Genomic DNA, 15,042 nt, shown 5'->3' on the forward strand with positions numbered 1-15,042 from the left:
GCGACAGACAGCGGAAGGCGAACCGCTGGTTCGGTTTTTCCGAACTCAGCCCGGCGGCAACAGGCCACGCTCGATGAGCGCGCGGTCCCAGGGTGCCGGATCGCCGATTTCCTCTTCGAGGAACTGGCCGAGGACGAGGATCTTCCGGGGCGTCCGTTGGGTCTTGCGGTAGACCACGGAAACCTGCCCGCCGTCCGGCGAGTAGCCAGGCAGGACCGGCAGCAGCTCGCCGGCCAGCAAGGCATCGGCGGCCAGGAAGCTCGGCAGGATCGCCAGGCCGAGCCCGGCGCGCGCACCTTCGAGCAACTGGTGCCCGGAGTCGGTGCGCATCCTCACCCGGATGCGGAACGAGGCCGGTTCGCCGTCCACCGGCAGACAGAGCATGCCGCCGGGCTCGCGGTTGTAGTAGACCAGCCCGTCGTGCGCCTGTAATTCCTCGGGATGCTGCGGCACGCCATGCCGCGCCAGGTAGTCGGGACTGGCGCAGAGCAGGTGGCGGTTGGCGGTGATCGGCCGCGCCACCAGGCAGGAGTCGTCCAGCCGGCCCATGCGCAGGGCCATGTCGAAGCGCGGTTCCTGGAGGTTGACGAAACGATCGTCGGCCTGCACGTCCACCCGCAATTGCGGATGGCGCTCGGCGAAGCGCGCCAGCAGCGGCGCCAGGTAGCGCGGAGTGAAGGCCAGCGGCGCGGAGAGGCGCAACTGGCCGCGCAGGTCGTCGTCGGCGTCGAGCACCGAGGCTTCCGCCTGCTCCAGCTCCTGTAGCAGGCGGCAGGCATGTTCGTAGTAGGTGCGACCGGGGTCGGTGAGACTCAGCGGCCGGGTGCGGTTCAGCAGCACCCGGCCCAGGCGCCTCTCCAGTTGCTGGATACGCTGGCTGACTTGCGACTTGGTGGTGCCCAGGCGGCGGGCGGCCTCGGAGAAGCTATGGGCGTCGACTACGCTGACGAAGGTGGTCATTTCGGCAAACTTGTTCATCGGTGTCCTTCTGCGATCCGCCCCCGCGGACCCCGATCATACGCTTTCCGCCGCCGCTATCCGCGCCTCGGCGACCCGACGCAGGCGGTGCATGGACTCCTCCGACTCGCGTTCGATGCGACGGCGCAGCAGGAACAGGTTGGCCAGGCGCATCGACCAGCCGTCGAAGCGGTATTCCAGGGTGCGCACGAAGCGGGTGCCGGCCGCGCTCGGCTGGCATTCGTAGCTCAGGCGCAGGTGCAGGCCGTGGTCGCCACGGGCGTTGGCGCGCCAGAGGCGGCCCGGCTGGTACTCGACCACCGTCCAGGACAAGTGCCCGGCGCGGCCGCCGGCGTGGATGTCCTCCTCGAAGCGCGCGCCGGCCGGCAGCGGGCCAGCGGCGCCGTCGACCCGCAACGACGAGGGATGCCATTCCGGCCAGAGCCCCGGGCTGGCGGCGTAGGCGAGGGTCGCCTCGGGCCCGCGGGCGATCTCGATTCGGTGCTGCATGCGGGTCATGGCGTGCTCCTCGGCGGTTTCCGCTTCCCAGTGGAGGGTACCGTAGCACCAGTCCATCAACGGGAAGACCAGGTTGAAGTTGTGCGTCTGCATCAGCTCGCGACGGTGATGCAGTTCGTGCAGGCGGCGCATGTGGCGGATCCACGGCAGACGGCTGAGCGGATGCTCCGGCGGCAGGTGTTCGCAGGCGTGGAAGATCTCGTAGCTGAGGTAGCCCAGCAGCAGGGTCGCGGCGAACAGCGCGGCGAGGTTGTCGTTCAGCAGGCCGAGCAGGCTCCAGGCGAGCAGCGCGCCGAGGCTGAAGACCACCACCAGCCAGGCCGGGAACAGGATCACCCGCCAGTCGCGGGCCTGTTCGTAGCGCATCTGGCCGGCGACGAAGAAGCTGTGGTGGTCGCCGGTATGGCGCTTGTAGAACATCCGCCCCAGCGGGTGCTTGTGGTGGCCGAGGGACTTGTGGATGCGGTACTCGCCCCAGTTGAAGAACACCAGCGCGGCCGGCACCGTCAGCCATTCCAGCAGGCTCGGCTGCTCGAGTCGGGAGAGGAAGAAGACGATCCAGGCGCCGCCGTAGGCGAGGACGAAGCCGGCGTGCAGCCAGGGGTTGTAGCCGGGCCGGATGGCCGCGCGGTACTGCTGGCGAAAGGGTTGGGGATCGAAGGACATGGTCGGCATCTCGCGTGTGATTGTTATTGGCTGGGCCGCGAACCGGGCCGATCCGCCGGGGCGGAAGGGCTTGCATTCGAGTGTAGCGATGCCAGTCTTATCAGGGTAATGGATAAATAGAATGAGGATTATTCATGAAGCTGAACTTGCAGCAGCTCGACCTCAACCTGCTTCTGGTCTTCGATGCCCTGATGCGCGAACGCAACCTGTCGCGCGCGGCGATCCGCCTGCATCGCAGCCAGCCGGCGGTGAGCAACGCCCTCGCCCGCCTGCGCGAACAGCTCGACCAGCCGCTGTTCCGGCGCACCGCCAAGGGCCTGGAACCCACCGCCGCCGCCCTCGCCCTGTACGTGCCGGTGCGCCAGGCCCTGCATCTGCTGCAGGCCGGCCTTGGCTCCCAGGAAACCTTCGATCCGCACACTGCGCGGACCTTTCGCCTGACGATGAACGACTATGCCCAGTTGCGCCTGCTGCCGGGCCTGGTGACCCGCTTGAAGACCCTGGCCCCGCGGGTGACGCTGGAGGTACGTCCCGACGAAGGCGCCTCGATCCCGGCGCAACTGGCCAGCGGCGAACTCGACCTGGCGATCGACTACCTGTACTTCGACGAGCCCGAGCTGGCCTACCGGCCGGTCGGCGAGGAACGCCTGGTGGTGATCGGCCGGCAGGGCCATCCGGCCTTCCGCGGCGGCCTCGACCGCGCGGCCTACGAGGCCGCGCAGCACGTCTCGATCCTGCCGCGGGTCGGGCGCGGCAGTCCGCTGGAGATCGTCCTCGGCTCGGCCAGGGTACAGCGCCAGGTGCAATTGCTGGTGCCTCACTACCTGACCATCCCGGCCATCGTCGCCAGCACCGAGCTGCTCGGCACCGTGCCGCGCCGCCTGGCCGAGCGTTTCGCCGGCAGCCATGGTCTGCAACTGGCGGACGTCCCCTTCGAGATGGCCCCAGTGCAGGTCAACCTGATCTGGCATCGCCAGCAGGAAGCGACGCCCGGCCTGCAATGGCTGCGCGAGCAGATCGTGCAGATCGAACAGGGCTGAGTCATAGGTTGCGCGCGAGGATCAGTCTTCCGTCACTTTCGATCATTGAGCGAGGCCTTTCCCGCAACCTATGGTGAGGCTCCGCCCCGCAACCGGCCCCAGGCCGCCCCGGGGATACAGTCCAGCACCCGCCAGAGGAGCCACCGTATGACCAGCCTGCCGCTCGAAGCCAACGCCGCCGCCACCCTCGCCGAATGGCACGGGCTGATCGCCCGCCGCGACCTCTCCGGGTTGCCGCGCCTGCTGCACCCCGATGCCGTGTTCCGCTCGCCGATGGCGCACAAGCCGTATGCCGGCGCACCGGTGGTCTCGATGATCCTGAATACCGTGCTCACGGTCTTCGAGGATTTCGCCTATCACCGCCAGTTGGCCAGCGCCGACGGCCGCAGCGTGGTGCTGGAATTCAGCGCACGGGTCGGCGAACGCGAACTGAAAGGCATCGACATGATCCGCTTCGACGACGACGGCCGGATCGTCGACTTCGAAGTGATGGTCCGTCCCATGAGCGGCCTCCAGGCCCTCGGCGAGGAGATGGGCCGGCGCCTGGCCTCCTATCTGGCCGCGAGCAAGGCCTGAGGCGATAGCCTTTGGGCCAAGGCCCGACGCTGCCTTTGCCAAGAGCGCAGCGTCGGCCCGCCGCGGCGAACTCCCGACATGGGTGCAACGCCCCGCCCTCCCGCGTTCAGCGTCGACCCAAGCCACAGCGAAGGGGCTTGGGTAGTTCCGCAGCGAACCGGGCGAGGACATTTCCCAGCAAAAACGCCAGGTCGGTACTTCGCGAACCCGCGTCCATCGCGGCCATGACCCATATCAAGGACATCGGACGGCAATTCCGCCACTGTCCTGGCATCCGTCCGTTCTTTCCTGCCCCGTGCCGCCCCAGGGCCTCCACCGTGAGGATGCTCCATGAGCAAGATGATGAAAGCCGCCGTATTCATCCAGCCCGGCCGTATCGAGCTGGTCGACAAGCCGATTCCCGACGTGGGGCCGAACGATGCATTGGTGCGCATCACCACCACCACGCTCTGCGGCACCGACGTGCACATCCTCAAGGGCGAGTATCCGGTCGCGCCCGGCCTGACGGTGGGCCACGAGCCGGTCGGGATCATCGAAAAGCTCGGCAGCGCGGTGGTCGGCTACCGCGAAGGCCAACGCGTGATCGCCGGTGCCATCTGCCCCAACTTCAACTCCTATGCCGCCCAGGACGGCGTACCGTCGCAGGACGGCAGCTACCTGGTGGAATCCGGCCGTTGCGCCTGCCATGGCTACAAGGCGACCGCCGGTTGGCGCTTCGGCAACCTGATCGACGGCACCCAGGCCGAGTATGTGCTGGTTCCCGACGCTCAGGCCAACCTTGCCCCCATACCCGATGGTCTCAGCGACGAACAGGTGCTGATGTGTCCGGACATCATGTCCACGGGCTTCAAGGGCGCGGAGAACGCCAACATCCGCATCGGCGATAGCGTGGCGATCTTCGCCCAGGGTCCCATAGGCCTGTGCGCCACCGCCGGCGCCCGGCTGCTGGGCGCCAGCACGATCATCGCCATCGACGGCAACGCCCATCGCCTCGATATCGCCCGTGGAATGGGCGCCGACGTCACGCTGAACTTCAGGGAGTGCGACGTGATCGAGGAAATTCTCAAACTCACCGGCGGGCGCGGCGTGGATGCTTCGATCGAGGCACTCGGTACGCAATCGACCTTCGAGACCGCCCTGAGGGTGCTCAAGCCCGGCGGCACCCTTTCCAGCCTCGGGGTCTATTCGGAAGACCTGACGATTCCGTTGTCGGCCTTCGCCGCCGGCCTCGGCGACCACCGGATCAATACCGCGCTGTGCCCCGGCGGCAAGGAGCGCATGCGCCGACTGCTCAATATCGTGGCTTCGGGCCGGGTCAACCTCGGGCCTTTGGTCAGCCACGAATACCGCCTCGACGACATCGTCGCCGCTTACGACCTGTTCGCCAACCAGCGTGACAACGTACTGAAGGTGGCGATCAAGCCGCACTGAGTCCGTCATCCTATACTGCTGGACGGAGGTGGCGAACCCGTCGCGAACGACGAAGCGGGTTCCACCCATGGCGTCGGCGGCGCCCTTGCGCCGTCGCTTCGCGGGGGAATGGAGAGAAACCGTCCATGAACCGAGCCAGGCTCTACCTCTGCTGCGTCACGCTGCTGGCGCCGGTCATCGCCGGCGCGGCGACTGCCGACTACGTCTACGGCATGCCGCTGGACGTGGCCAGGGTGCTGAGCGTCGACGAGGCGCCCAGCGATACCTGCCAGGTGGTGCGCGCCACCCTGGTATACCTGGACTCCCACGGCGAGCGCCAGGTGTTGCACTACCTGAAGCAGGCGCGTACGTGCAGCAACGAATGAAACCACGATAGGAAAGGACGAACGGTCAGGGTTGTCGTTTCATTTCACGAAATTTTCACCCCTGACATGGATACTGGAACCAGCTGAAGGACCAGCGCCCCATTGCATAGAGCCCACCATCGAGTGGGCTTTTTGCATTCCGGGCCGCGTATCGCCTGGCCTTGGGTTCAATCCCGCTCTTCCCTGCGCAGCAGTTCGCGCTTGCGCTCCACGCCCCAGCGGTAGCCGGAAATGTCGCCGTCGCGACGTACCACCCGGTGGCAGGGAATCGCCACCGCGATCCGGTTCGCCGCGCAGGCCTGCGCCACCGCGCGCACCGCTCGCGGCGCGCCGATCCGTTCGGCGATCTGCGCGTAGCTCGCCGTGCTGCCCGGCGGTATTTCCCGCAGTGCCTGCCAGACCCGTTCCTGGAACGCCGTACCGCGTACGTCCAGCGGCAGGTCCAGTCCCAGTTGAGGCGACTCGACGAAGCCCACCACCTGCGCCACCAGCCGTTCGAAGTCGGCGTCGCCGCCGAGTAGCTGGGCGCGCGGGAACTGGTCCTGCAACTCGCGCAGCAATGGCTCCGGCTCCTCGCCGAGGAGGATCGCGCAGATGCCGCGCTGGCTCTGCGCCACCAGGATCGCGCCCAGCGAGCATTGGCCGATGGCGAAACGGATCGCCGCGCCGGCGCCGCCATCGCGGTAATCGCGCGGGCGCATGCCGAGGCGTTGCGACGAGGACTCGTAGAAGCGGCTGTTGGAGTTGAAACCGGAGTCGTAGATCGCCTCGGTCACCGAGGCGGACGCCTGGCCCAGGCGCTCGCGCAGGCGCCGGGCACGATAGGCCGAGGCGTAGGCCTTGGGCGTCAGGCCGGTTTCGGCCTTGAACAGACGATGGAAGTGGAACGGACTCATGCCCAGTCGGGCGGCCAGCGCCTCCAGTGCCGGCGGCGTCTCCGCCGTCTCGATCATCCGGCAGGCCTGCGCCACCCGCTCGGCGCGCTGCTCCGCCGCCAGGCTGCGGTCGCCGGCGGCGCGCCGGCTGGGCCGATAGCCGGCGGCCTCGGCGGCCTCGGCAGTGGCGAAGAACTCGACGTTCTCGCGCCTGGGCCGACGCGCCGAGGAACTCGGGCGGCAATAGACCCCGGTGGTCTTCACCGCATAGACGAACGCCCCGTCCGCCGCCGCGTCGCGCGCCAGCACGGCGGCCCAGCGCTGTTCGTCGGTGTGGTAGGCGTTGCAAGGATCGGGCTGCTGGCTCATGGCGTTTCCCCTGTGGGAGCGGATGATGCCCGCAGACTAATTCGCCGTTCAAGCGCAAGAACTCCGGTTCTTGCGCTTGAATTCGAGCGAGGCCGTGCGTCCGGCTTCGGCAGGCGCGGGAGGCCGCCGGCTTGCCTACCCATCGCCAGGCGCCATAATGGCCCGCTCGAACCGGCGGAAGGACTGGGAACATGGCGTTCAAACGGATAGCACTGGCCTACTGCGTGCAACTGGATCGGGTGATCTCCATCGCCAGTGCCCGCCGCGAATACTTCTCCCAGGCCGAGCCGCGCAAACGCTTCGACTTCCTCTGCTCCAGCGAAGGGTGCCGGGCACAGGGGATCAAGGTATCGGCGAGCAACTACGACAAGCTGCCGCAGGACACCCGCAAGGCCGCGCACTTCAGCAAGTTCCCGCACTCCACCCACCTGCCGAACTGCGAGTGGTTCGTCGAGGACGACGAGGACGCTCTGCGCCCGGGCGAATCCGCCGAGGAGGCCGGCCAGCGGCGCATCCGCGACAAGCTGGACGCCTACGTCGAGGAATTCGATCCGGCCATCGCCGAGGAAGCCGCGCCGCCACCAGCGGACCCGGACGCCGAGGAACAGCCGCCGGCCTCCGCCGCAGTGCGCGCCGACGCTCCCGCCGCGCCTCGGCAGAGAACGCAACGGCCACGGCGCACCCGCGATTTCGAACTGCTCGTCGACACCTTCCGCCAGGCCCGCGCCGAGCTGCCGGCGGAAGAGTTCAAGCAACTGGACATCCGCATCAGCGGCCTCGGCCGGATACCGCTGCGCGCCTATTTCCAGCACATCGGCTATGCCACCCCGGGCAGCGCCGGCAAGGTATTCTACGGCGGCGCCGACCTGGTCCGGCGCTACGGTGCGCCGAGCCGGCCGCAAGGCTTCCGCTTCAAGTTCCGCGACCGCATCGACGGCAAGCCGGTATTCCTCTACGTCGCCCCGGAAACCTTGCAGGGCTATCCGCATCGGCGCTACCTCGAAGACATCCTCGGTTGCGCCGAAACGGTGCGCTACTTCACCCTCTACGCCCTCGGCCGGCTCATCGAAGCGCCGAGCGGCAAGAGCTACAGCCTGGAGCCGGATGCCCTGCGCCACCTGGCGATCATCCCCGGTCCGGCGAAGGACGACGCCCCTCAGAGCTCGTCGTAGAGTCGGTCGCTGACCAGCATGTGCCCCGGCGCGTGACTGATGTACAGCTCCGGCTGAACCTCGGCGAGCACCGCCTGGGGCGTGACCCCGCAGGCCCAGAACAGCGGGATCTCGTCCGCCGCGAGCGGCACCGGGTCGCCGTAGTCGGGCCGCGCCAGGTCGCAGATGCCGATCAGCGCCGGATCGCCCAGGTGCAGCGGTGCGCCATGGGTCATAGGGAAGCGGCTGGTGACCTGGATCGCCCGGATCGCCTCGGCGGCCTTCAACGGCCGCATCGATACCACCGTGGGCCCGGCCAGGCGACCGCTCGGCCGGGTAGCGATGGAGCTGCGGTACATCGCCACGTTGCGCCCCAGCTCGAGGTGGCGCAGGCCGATGCCGGCGTCGAGCAACGCCTGTTCGAAGGAGAACGAGCAGCCGATGGCGAAGGCGACGAAATCCGCCTCCCAGAAGGTGCCGATGTCGCTCACCTCGACGGGCTCCTGGCCGCGTCGATGCACCCTGTAGCGCGGCAGGTCGCTGCGCACGTCGATATCCGCGCCGAGCCTGGCGAAGTGCGGCGAGCCGGGTTCGCTGACGTCGAGCAGCGGGCAGGCCCGGGGGTTCAGGGCACAGAAGCGAAGGAACTCGTCGGCCCAGGATTTCTGCAGGATCACCAGGTTGGCCTGCAGGTGGCGCTGGCCGAGGCCGCTGGTATGGTCGGTGTAGTCGCCGCGGCGGATCAGTTGGCGCAGGACCGGCGGCGGCAGTTGCGCGAGTTCGTGGAAGGTCGGTTCGGGCATGGCGGCTCCGTGCGCTGGCGGACGTCGTTGTTGGCAGGTTTGTAGAAGCGGACGGCGGTCAGCGTCCAACGAGATTTTTCCGCCAGGGGCGATCGGAAAATCCGAATCAGCGCGAACGCAGCCGCCCCACTCCTTTCTTCAGCGGCGCCAGGAGCATGCACTCCGGGCCGACGTTGGCCGCGTAGTCGGCCAGCACCGCCTTGCTCAGCTCCACCACTTCGTCCACCAGTTCCAGGCCGGTGCCGCCGCGCCAGGACACCACCACCGGCAGGTTCGGCGGCGGCGGGCCGAGGCGCAGCAGGGTCAGTTCGCCGCGTTCCAGTTCCTGGCTGACCAGCGCCGGCGGCAAAGCGCCGACGCCGAAGCCGTCGCGCAGCAGGCGGGTCATCGCCGCCACCGAGTTCACGCAGTTCAGGCGCGGCGCCGCGACGCCGTTGGCGTGCAGCAGGCCGAGCACGTCCTGGTGCGGCCGCGAGTGCTTGGAGAAGGTCACCACCCGCTCCCGCGCCAGGTCCGCCAGCGAGGCGTAGTCGCGGTGGTAGATCGAGCCGGTGGAAACGATCCAGCGCAGCGGATAGCTGCCCAGTTCGAGGTTCAGCACCGACTCGTGGCGCAGCGAGTCGGTCTGGAAGATCAGGTCCAGGTAGCCCTTCTGCAACTGCTCGGAGAGGTTGCGCGCGGTGTCCGCCATCAGCTCGATCTCCACCGCCGGGAAGGTTTCCGTGACCCTGGCCACCAACGGGCTCAGCCAGGTGTGGATGACCGTGTCCATGGCGCCGATACGAATCCGTCCCTGGGTGCTGGCGCCGGTGTCGAGCGACTGCTTCAGCGCGTGCATGGTGTCCATCATCCGCTCGGCGTAGGCCAGTACCTTGTCGCCTTCCGGGGTCAGGGTCACGCCGCGCGAGTCGCGGACGAACAACTTCACGCCGAGTTCGTCCTCCAGCACGGCGATCCGGCTGGAAATGGAAGCCTGGGTGCTGAACAGCTTCTCCGCGGTGAGGCGGAAGCTCTTCAGGCGCGCGACCCAGACGAAGGTCTCGAGGAATTTCAGGTTCATATGGCGGGTACCGACGGGCAAGGGACACAAGGTGGCGGGAGCGAGCAGCTTCCATGCCAGCGCCCACCTTCCGGCGGCACATGATCGACGCATGACGGCCTGCTCCGCCATCGAAATTTCTTATCCCCGGCGGCCGCATAAATTAGTTGGACGCTCGCTGGCCAGCCTCGAAGAATGCGACCACCGGGTGCGACGGCGCCCACCGAATCTTCATAACACCAATAACGACGATCGGTGCCCCCATGGAAAAACACATGACCCTCGACGCCGGCCCGGACGCTTCCCGGGACGGTCATTTCGGCTGGTATCGCGCCCTCGACAAGCAGGAACGCCGGGCCTTCTGGAGCTGCAAGATCGGCTACGGCCTGGACGGCATGGACACCCAGATGCTCAGCTTCGTGATCCCCACCCTGATCGCCCTGTGGGGGATCAGCACCGGCGAAGCCGGCTTCATCCACACCATGACCCTGCTCGCCTCCGCCGCCGGCGGCTGGATCGCCGGGATCCTCTCCGACCGCATCGGCCGGGTGCTGACCCTGCAACTGACGGTGCTCTGGTTCGCCTTCTTCACCTTCCTCTGCGGCCTCGCGCAGAACTACGAGCAGTTGCTGGTCGCGCGGACCCTGATGGGCTTCGGCTTCGGTGGCGAATGGACCGCCGGCGCGGTACTCATCGGCGAAGTGATCAAGGCCCGCGACCGCGGCAAGGCGGTCGGCCTGGTGCAGTCCGGCTGGGCCATCGGCTGGGGCCTCACCGCCATCCTCTACTCGCTGATGTTCAGCCTGCTGCCACCGGAGCAGGCCTGGCGCGCGCTGTTCATGCTCGGCCTGTTGCCGGCGCTGTTCGTCCTGGTGGTACGCCGGCTGGTCAAGGAACCGGCGATCTACCGCGAGGCCAGGCAACGCAACCAGGGCGCCGACAAGGTCAGCTTCTACGAGATCTTCGCCCCCGGGATGCTCAGCATCACCCTGCGCGCCTCGCTGCTGACCACCGGCGCCCTCGGCGGCTACTACGCCATCACCGCCTGGCTGCCGACCTTCCTCAAGACCGAACGCGGGCTGACCGTGCTCGGCACCAGCGGCTACCTGGCGATGGTGATCCTCGGCTCCTACGTCGGCTACGTGGTCAGTGCCTTCCTCACCGACCTGATCGGGCGCAAGAAGAACTTCGTCCTGTTCGCCGTCGGCTCCTTCACCGTAGTCCTGCTCTACACCCAGTTGCCGGTGAGCAACGGCGCCATGCTCTGGCTCGGCTTCCCGCTCGGCTTCTTCGCCTCGGGCATCTTCAGCGGCATGGGCTCGTTCCTCACCGAGCTGTTCCCGACCCGCATCCGCGGCTCCGGCCAAGGCTTCTGCTACAACGCCGGGCGCGCCATCGCCGCGCTGTTCCCGATGCTGATCGGCATGCTCGGCCAGAAGCTCTCGCTGGGCCTGGGGATCGGCGCCTTCGCCGCGGTCTCCTACGGCGTGGTGATCCTCGCCGCCCTCAGCCTGCCGGAAACCCGCGGCAAACAACTGGAACTCTGAGCCGTCGACCGAGGAAACCCCAGCATGCATCCCACTCCCCGCCTGGCTGCCGCGCTGCTCGCCGGCAGCGGGCTGGGCTGGCCGCTGCTCGCCCAGGCCGACCTGGTCGAGGACAGCCACGCCAGCCTCGAACTGCGCAACTTCTACTTCAACCGCGACTTCCGCCAGAGCGGCGCGCGCGACAACGCCGACGAATGGGCGCAGGGCTTCCTCCTGCGCCTGGAGTCCGGCTTCAGCGAAGGCACCGTCGGCTTCGGCGTCGACGCCATCGGCCTGCTCGGCCTCAAGCTCGACTCCGGCGGCGGCAGCGGCGGAACCGGGCTGCTGCCGGCCGACGGCTCCGCCGGGGGTTCCCAGGACGACTACGCCAAGCTCGGCCTCACCGCCAAGGCGCGGGTCTCCAACAGCCTGCTCAAGGTCGGCGCGCTGCACTTCAAGAGCCCGCTGGTCTCGGCCAACGACACCCGCCTGCTGCCGGAACTGTTCCGCGGCGCGCTGCTCGACGTGCAGGAGATCGACGGCCTGACCCTGCGCGGCGCGCACCTGGACCGCAACAAGCTGAACAGCTCCAGCGACTACCAGGTGTTCAGCGCCAACCGCATCGGCGGGCGCAGCGATGCCTTCGACTTCGCCGGCGGCGACTATCGCCTGACCCCGGCGCTGACCGCCAGCCTGCACCAGGGTCGGCTCAAGGACATCTACCGACAGACCTTCGCCGGCCTGGTACACACCCTCGACCTCGGCGGACAGCGCTCGCTCAAGAGCGACCTGCGCTTCGCCCGGGCCAGCGAGGACGGCGGCTTCCGCGAACTGGACAACCGCGCCTTCGGCGCCCTCTTCAGCCTGCGCCTGGGCGCCCACGCGGTGGCCGCCGGCTACCAGCGGATCAGCGGCGACGATCCCTATCCCTACATCGCCGGCAGCGACCCGTACCTGGTCAACTTCATCCAGATCGGCGACTTCGGCAACGTCGACGAGCGCTCCTGGCAACTGCGCTACGACTACGATTTCGGCGCGCTCGGCCTGCCCGGCCTGAGCTTCATGAGCCGCTACGTCTCCGGCGACAACGTCGCCCGCGGCGCGGCCAACGACGGCAAGGAATGGGAACGCAACACCGACCTCGGCTACGTGGTGCAGAGCGGGCCGCTGAAGAACCTCGGAGTGAAATGGCGCAACGCCACGGTGCGTTCGAATTTCGCCAACGACCTCGACGAAAACCGCCTGATCCTCAGCTACAGCCTGGCGCTGTGGTGAGGTCCGGCGAGCAATGACCTGAAGGAACCTGCATGAACAACCTGTTGTTGAACTGCGATATCGGCGAGAGCTTCGGTGCCTGGCGCATGGGCCTGGACGCCGAGGTGATGCCGCTGATCGATTGCGCCAACATCGCCTGCGGCTTCCACGCCGGCGATCCCGGCACCATGCGCCGCACCGTAGCCCTGGCGGTGGAGCATGGCGTGCGCATCGGCGCGCACCCCGGCTACCCCGACCTGGTCGGCTTCGGCCGGCGCTCGCTGGCCTGCTCGGCGCAGGAAGTGGAAGACCTGCTGCTCTACCAGATCGGCGCCCTCGACGGACTCTGCCGCGCCCAGGGCACGCGGGTACGCTACGTCAAGCCGCATGGCGCGCTGTACCAGGACATGATGCGCGACCCGGCGATCCTCACCGCCGTGCTGCGCGCACTGGCGGCCTACGACCGCACCCTGCCGCTGATGCTGATGAGCACCCGCGACAACACCGCGGCGCGCGCGCTGGGCGAGGCCCACGGCATCGAGCTGTGGTTCGAGGCGTTCGCCGACCGCGCCTACGACGGCGCCGGCTACCTGGTCTCGCGCAGCCAGCCCGGCGCGGTACACCACGACGCCGAGACGGTGCTCGCCCAGGCCCTCCTGCTGGCCCGTGGCGGGGCGCTGCGAGCCAGCGACGGCAGCGCCCTGGCGCTGGAGGCGCAGACCCTCTGCGTACACGGCGACAATCCCGCCTCGCTGGCTGCGGTGCGGCGCATCCGCGACGCCCTGGAGGCGGCATGAGCCAACCGCAACCGCGCATCGAGGTGGCCGCCATCGACAGCTTCGTCCTGCGCCTGTTCGAGCGCATCGACGAAGCCAACATGCCCTGGCTGCTGGCGGCGGAGGAAAACCTGCGGGCGGCGTTCGGCGCCGCCCTGCTCGACCTGGTGCCGTCCTACACCACCCTGCTCCTGCAATACGACCTGCTCCAGCTCGACCCTGGCGAGGCCCGCGCGCGGATCGCCGCGGCGCTGTCCGACTTGCGCCCGAAACGCCAGGACGGCGGCCGTCTGCACATCCTGCCGACCTGGTACGACCCGCGGGTCGGCCCCGACCTGGCCCCCCTGGCGCGGCGCAAGCAGCTCGGCGTCGCCGAGCTGATCCGCCGCCACAGCCAGCGCGAGTACCGGGTCTTCGCCCTCGGTTTCAGCCCCGGCTTCGCCTTCATGGGGCTGGTCGAGGAAGCCCTGGCGGCACCCCGTCTGGCGACTCCCCGGCAACGCATCGCCGCCGGCAGCGTCGGCATCGCCGAGCGCCAGACGGCGGTCTATCCGCAGGCCTCGCCAGGCGGCTGGAACCTGCTCGGGCGCTGCCCGGTGCGCCTGTTCGACCTCACCCTGGACGGCTACAGCCTGCTGCGCGCCGGCGACCGGGTGCGTTTCGAACCCATCGGACACGCCGAATTCGTCCGTCTCGGCGGCGACGACACGCCCCTGGAGGTCCAGGCATGAACGACTCCATCCACGGCGGCCTGCGGGTGTGCCAGAGCACCCCGCTGGTCCAGTTGCAGGATCGCGGCCGCTTCGGCTGCCGCCATCTCGGCGTGACCCAGGGCGGCGCCCTCGACTGGCTGTCCATGGGCTGGGCCAACTGGCTGCTGGGCAATCCCCTGGACGCCGCGGTGATCGAGATCGCCCTCGGCGGTTTCGTCGCCGAATGCCGTGCCGACGGCTGGTTGGCCCTGGCCGGCGGCGATCTCGGCGCGACCCTCGATGGCCAGCCGCTACCGGCCTGGGGCGCGTTCGCCGTGCGCGGCGGCCAGCGCCTGGCCTTCGCCCACCCGCGCCAGGGCGCCCGCGCCTACCTGGCGGCGCCCGGCGGCTTCGCCGGCGAGCGCCAGTTGGGCAGCCTGGCCACGGTGGCCCGCGAAGGCCTGGGCGGCCCCCGCGCCGACGGCAAGGCCCTGGCCGCAGGCGACAGCCTCGGCTGGCTGGCCGATGGCGCGCGACCGCGCGCGCTGCCCCTGCCCAGCGAACGGATCATGGACTGCACCGGCGAAGCGCGCCTGGAGCTGATCCTCGGCGCGCAGATCGGCGACTTCCCGGCCATGAGCCTGTTCGATGCGTTCAACGGCGACTGGCAGGTGGATACACGCGCCGACCGCATGGGCGTACGTCTGCTCGGCCCGCGCCTGGAATGCCGGCAGCAGTCGATGATTTCCGAAGGCATCGCCCTCGGCGCGGTGCAGGTGCCGCCGGACGGTCAGCCGATCGTCCTGCTCAACGACCGCCAGACCATCGGCGGCTACCCCCGTCTCGGCGCCCTCGCCCCGCTGGCGCTGGCGCGCCTGGCGCAATGCCTGCCAGGCCAGCGGGTGCGGCTGCTGCCGACGGTGCAGGAGGCGGCGCACCGCGAGCATCGACGCCTGCTGGCGGCCTGGGACGCATAGGCGGTTTTTTTGAACGGCGCCGTATG

15 protein-coding genes are annotated in these 15,042 nt (G+C 68.7%); 10 read left to right on the top strand and 5 right to left on the bottom strand.

The annotated features are described in order from the left end of the window. Positions 1 to 45: 45 nt before the first annotated feature. Together AC1RB9_RS14865 and AC1RB9_RS14870 are read right to left on the bottom strand one after the other, a co-directional pair. Positions 46 to 978, bottom strand: a complete 933-nt coding sequence (locus AC1RB9_RS14865; protein ID WP_003102145.1) for a LysR family transcriptional regulator — start codon at positions 976 to 978, stop codon at positions 46 to 48. 36 nt (positions 979 to 1,014) lie between these two features. Beyond that, complete coding sequence (locus AC1RB9_RS14870) at positions 1,015 to 2,151, bottom strand: SRPBCC family protein (protein WP_079275383.1); 1,137 nt, start codon at positions 2,149 to 2,151, stop codon at positions 1,015 to 1,017. Positions 2,152 to 2,276: 125 nt separating this feature from the next. On the opposite strand from AC1RB9_RS14870, the gene bsrA reads away from it, so the two are divergent. From bsrA to AC1RB9_RS14890, 4 genes are all read left to right on the top strand, one after another. Continuing rightward, positions 2,277 to 3,182, top strand: coding sequence for a LysR family transcriptional regulator BsrA (gene bsrA / locus AC1RB9_RS14875; protein ID WP_003142490.1), 906 nt, complete (start codon positions 2,277 to 2,279; stop codon positions 3,180 to 3,182). A gap of 147 nt (positions 3,183 to 3,329) precedes the next feature. After that, on the top strand, positions 3,330 to 3,758 hold the full coding sequence (locus tag AC1RB9_RS14880) for a nuclear transport factor 2 family protein (RefSeq protein ID WP_003102139.1): 429 nt from the start codon (positions 3,330 to 3,332) through the stop codon (positions 3,756 to 3,758). 330 nt (positions 3,759 to 4,088) lie between these two features. Further along, positions 4,089 to 5,189 (top strand): NAD(P)-dependent alcohol dehydrogenase, encoded by a 1,101-nt coding sequence (locus AC1RB9_RS14885; RefSeq protein ID WP_003113628.1) that lies wholly within the window; start codon positions 4,089 to 4,091, stop codon positions 5,187 to 5,189. Between the two features lie 125 nt (positions 5,190 to 5,314). Continuing rightward, the gene (locus AC1RB9_RS14890) at positions 5,315 to 5,554 is read left to right on the top strand and encodes a DUF2790 domain-containing protein (RefSeq protein WP_003102137.1); all 240 of its coding nucleotides are present in this window, start codon (positions 5,315 to 5,317) and stop codon (positions 5,552 to 5,554) included. Between the two features lie 167 nt (positions 5,555 to 5,721). On the opposite strand, the gene ada is transcribed toward AC1RB9_RS14890, so the two are convergent. Further along, entirely contained in the window at positions 5,722 to 6,798 is a 1,077-nt protein-coding gene (gene ada, locus AC1RB9_RS14895; protein ID WP_003161846.1) for a bifunctional DNA-binding transcriptional regulator/O6-methylguanine-DNA methyltransferase Ada, read from the bottom strand. Between the two features lie 191 nt (positions 6,799 to 6,989). Here ada and AC1RB9_RS14900 point away from each other — a divergent pair, with 191 nt between their 5' ends. Beyond that, the gene (locus tag AC1RB9_RS14900; RefSeq protein WP_003450557.1) at positions 6,990 to 7,970 is read left to right on the top strand and encodes a hypothetical protein; all 981 of its coding nucleotides are present in this window, start codon (positions 6,990 to 6,992) and stop codon (positions 7,968 to 7,970) included. Here the strand turns inward: AC1RB9_RS14900 and AC1RB9_RS14905 are convergent. Continuing rightward, positions 7,955 to 8,752: a putative hydro-lyase gene (locus AC1RB9_RS14905; protein ID WP_003450556.1), complete on the bottom strand. Its 798-nt coding sequence runs from the start codon at positions 8,750 to 8,752 to the stop codon at positions 7,955 to 7,957. The two genes, AC1RB9_RS14900 and AC1RB9_RS14905, sit on opposite strands and share 16 nt — an antisense overlap. 106 nt (positions 8,753 to 8,858) lie before the next feature. Beyond that, the gene (locus AC1RB9_RS14910; RefSeq protein WP_003102114.1) at positions 8,859 to 9,812 is read right to left on the bottom strand and encodes a LysR family transcriptional regulator; all 954 of its coding nucleotides are present in this window, start codon (positions 9,810 to 9,812) and stop codon (positions 8,859 to 8,861) included. 254 nt (positions 9,813 to 10,066) lie between these two features. Between AC1RB9_RS14910 and AC1RB9_RS14915 the strand changes: the two genes are divergently transcribed. From AC1RB9_RS14915 to AC1RB9_RS14935, 5 genes are read left to right on the top strand one after another with little or no spacing between them, the layout of a single operon-like run. Next, a complete protein-coding gene (locus tag AC1RB9_RS14915) occupies positions 10,067 to 11,338 on the top strand; it encodes an MFS transporter (protein WP_003161851.1) in 1,272 nt (423 codons plus the stop codon). 24 nt (positions 11,339 to 11,362) lie between these two features. After that, positions 11,363 to 12,592, top strand: coding sequence for an OprD family porin (locus AC1RB9_RS14920; protein ID WP_003139590.1), 1,230 nt, complete (start codon positions 11,363 to 11,365; stop codon positions 12,590 to 12,592). Positions 12,593 to 12,624: 32 nt separating this feature from the next. Then, the gene (locus AC1RB9_RS14925; RefSeq protein ID WP_003450555.1) at positions 12,625 to 13,368 is read left to right on the top strand and encodes a 5-oxoprolinase subunit PxpA; all 744 of its coding nucleotides are present in this window, start codon (positions 12,625 to 12,627) and stop codon (positions 13,366 to 13,368) included. Beyond that, the gene (locus tag AC1RB9_RS14930; protein WP_003113622.1) at positions 13,365 to 14,078 is read left to right on the top strand and encodes a 5-oxoprolinase subunit B family protein; all 714 of its coding nucleotides are present in this window, start codon (positions 13,365 to 13,367) and stop codon (positions 14,076 to 14,078) included. The genes AC1RB9_RS14925 and AC1RB9_RS14930 overlap by 4 nt, the downstream gene beginning before the upstream one ends. After that, positions 14,075 to 15,016: a 5-oxoprolinase subunit C family protein gene (locus AC1RB9_RS14935; protein WP_003118506.1), complete on the top strand. Its 942-nt coding sequence runs from the start codon at positions 14,075 to 14,077 to the stop codon at positions 15,014 to 15,016. Before AC1RB9_RS14930 ends, AC1RB9_RS14935 begins: the two co-directional genes overlap by 4 nt. Positions 15,017 to 15,042 lie beyond the last annotated feature (26 nt).

The sequence above is a fragment of the Pseudomonas sp. 20-5 genome (assembly GCF_056782835.1).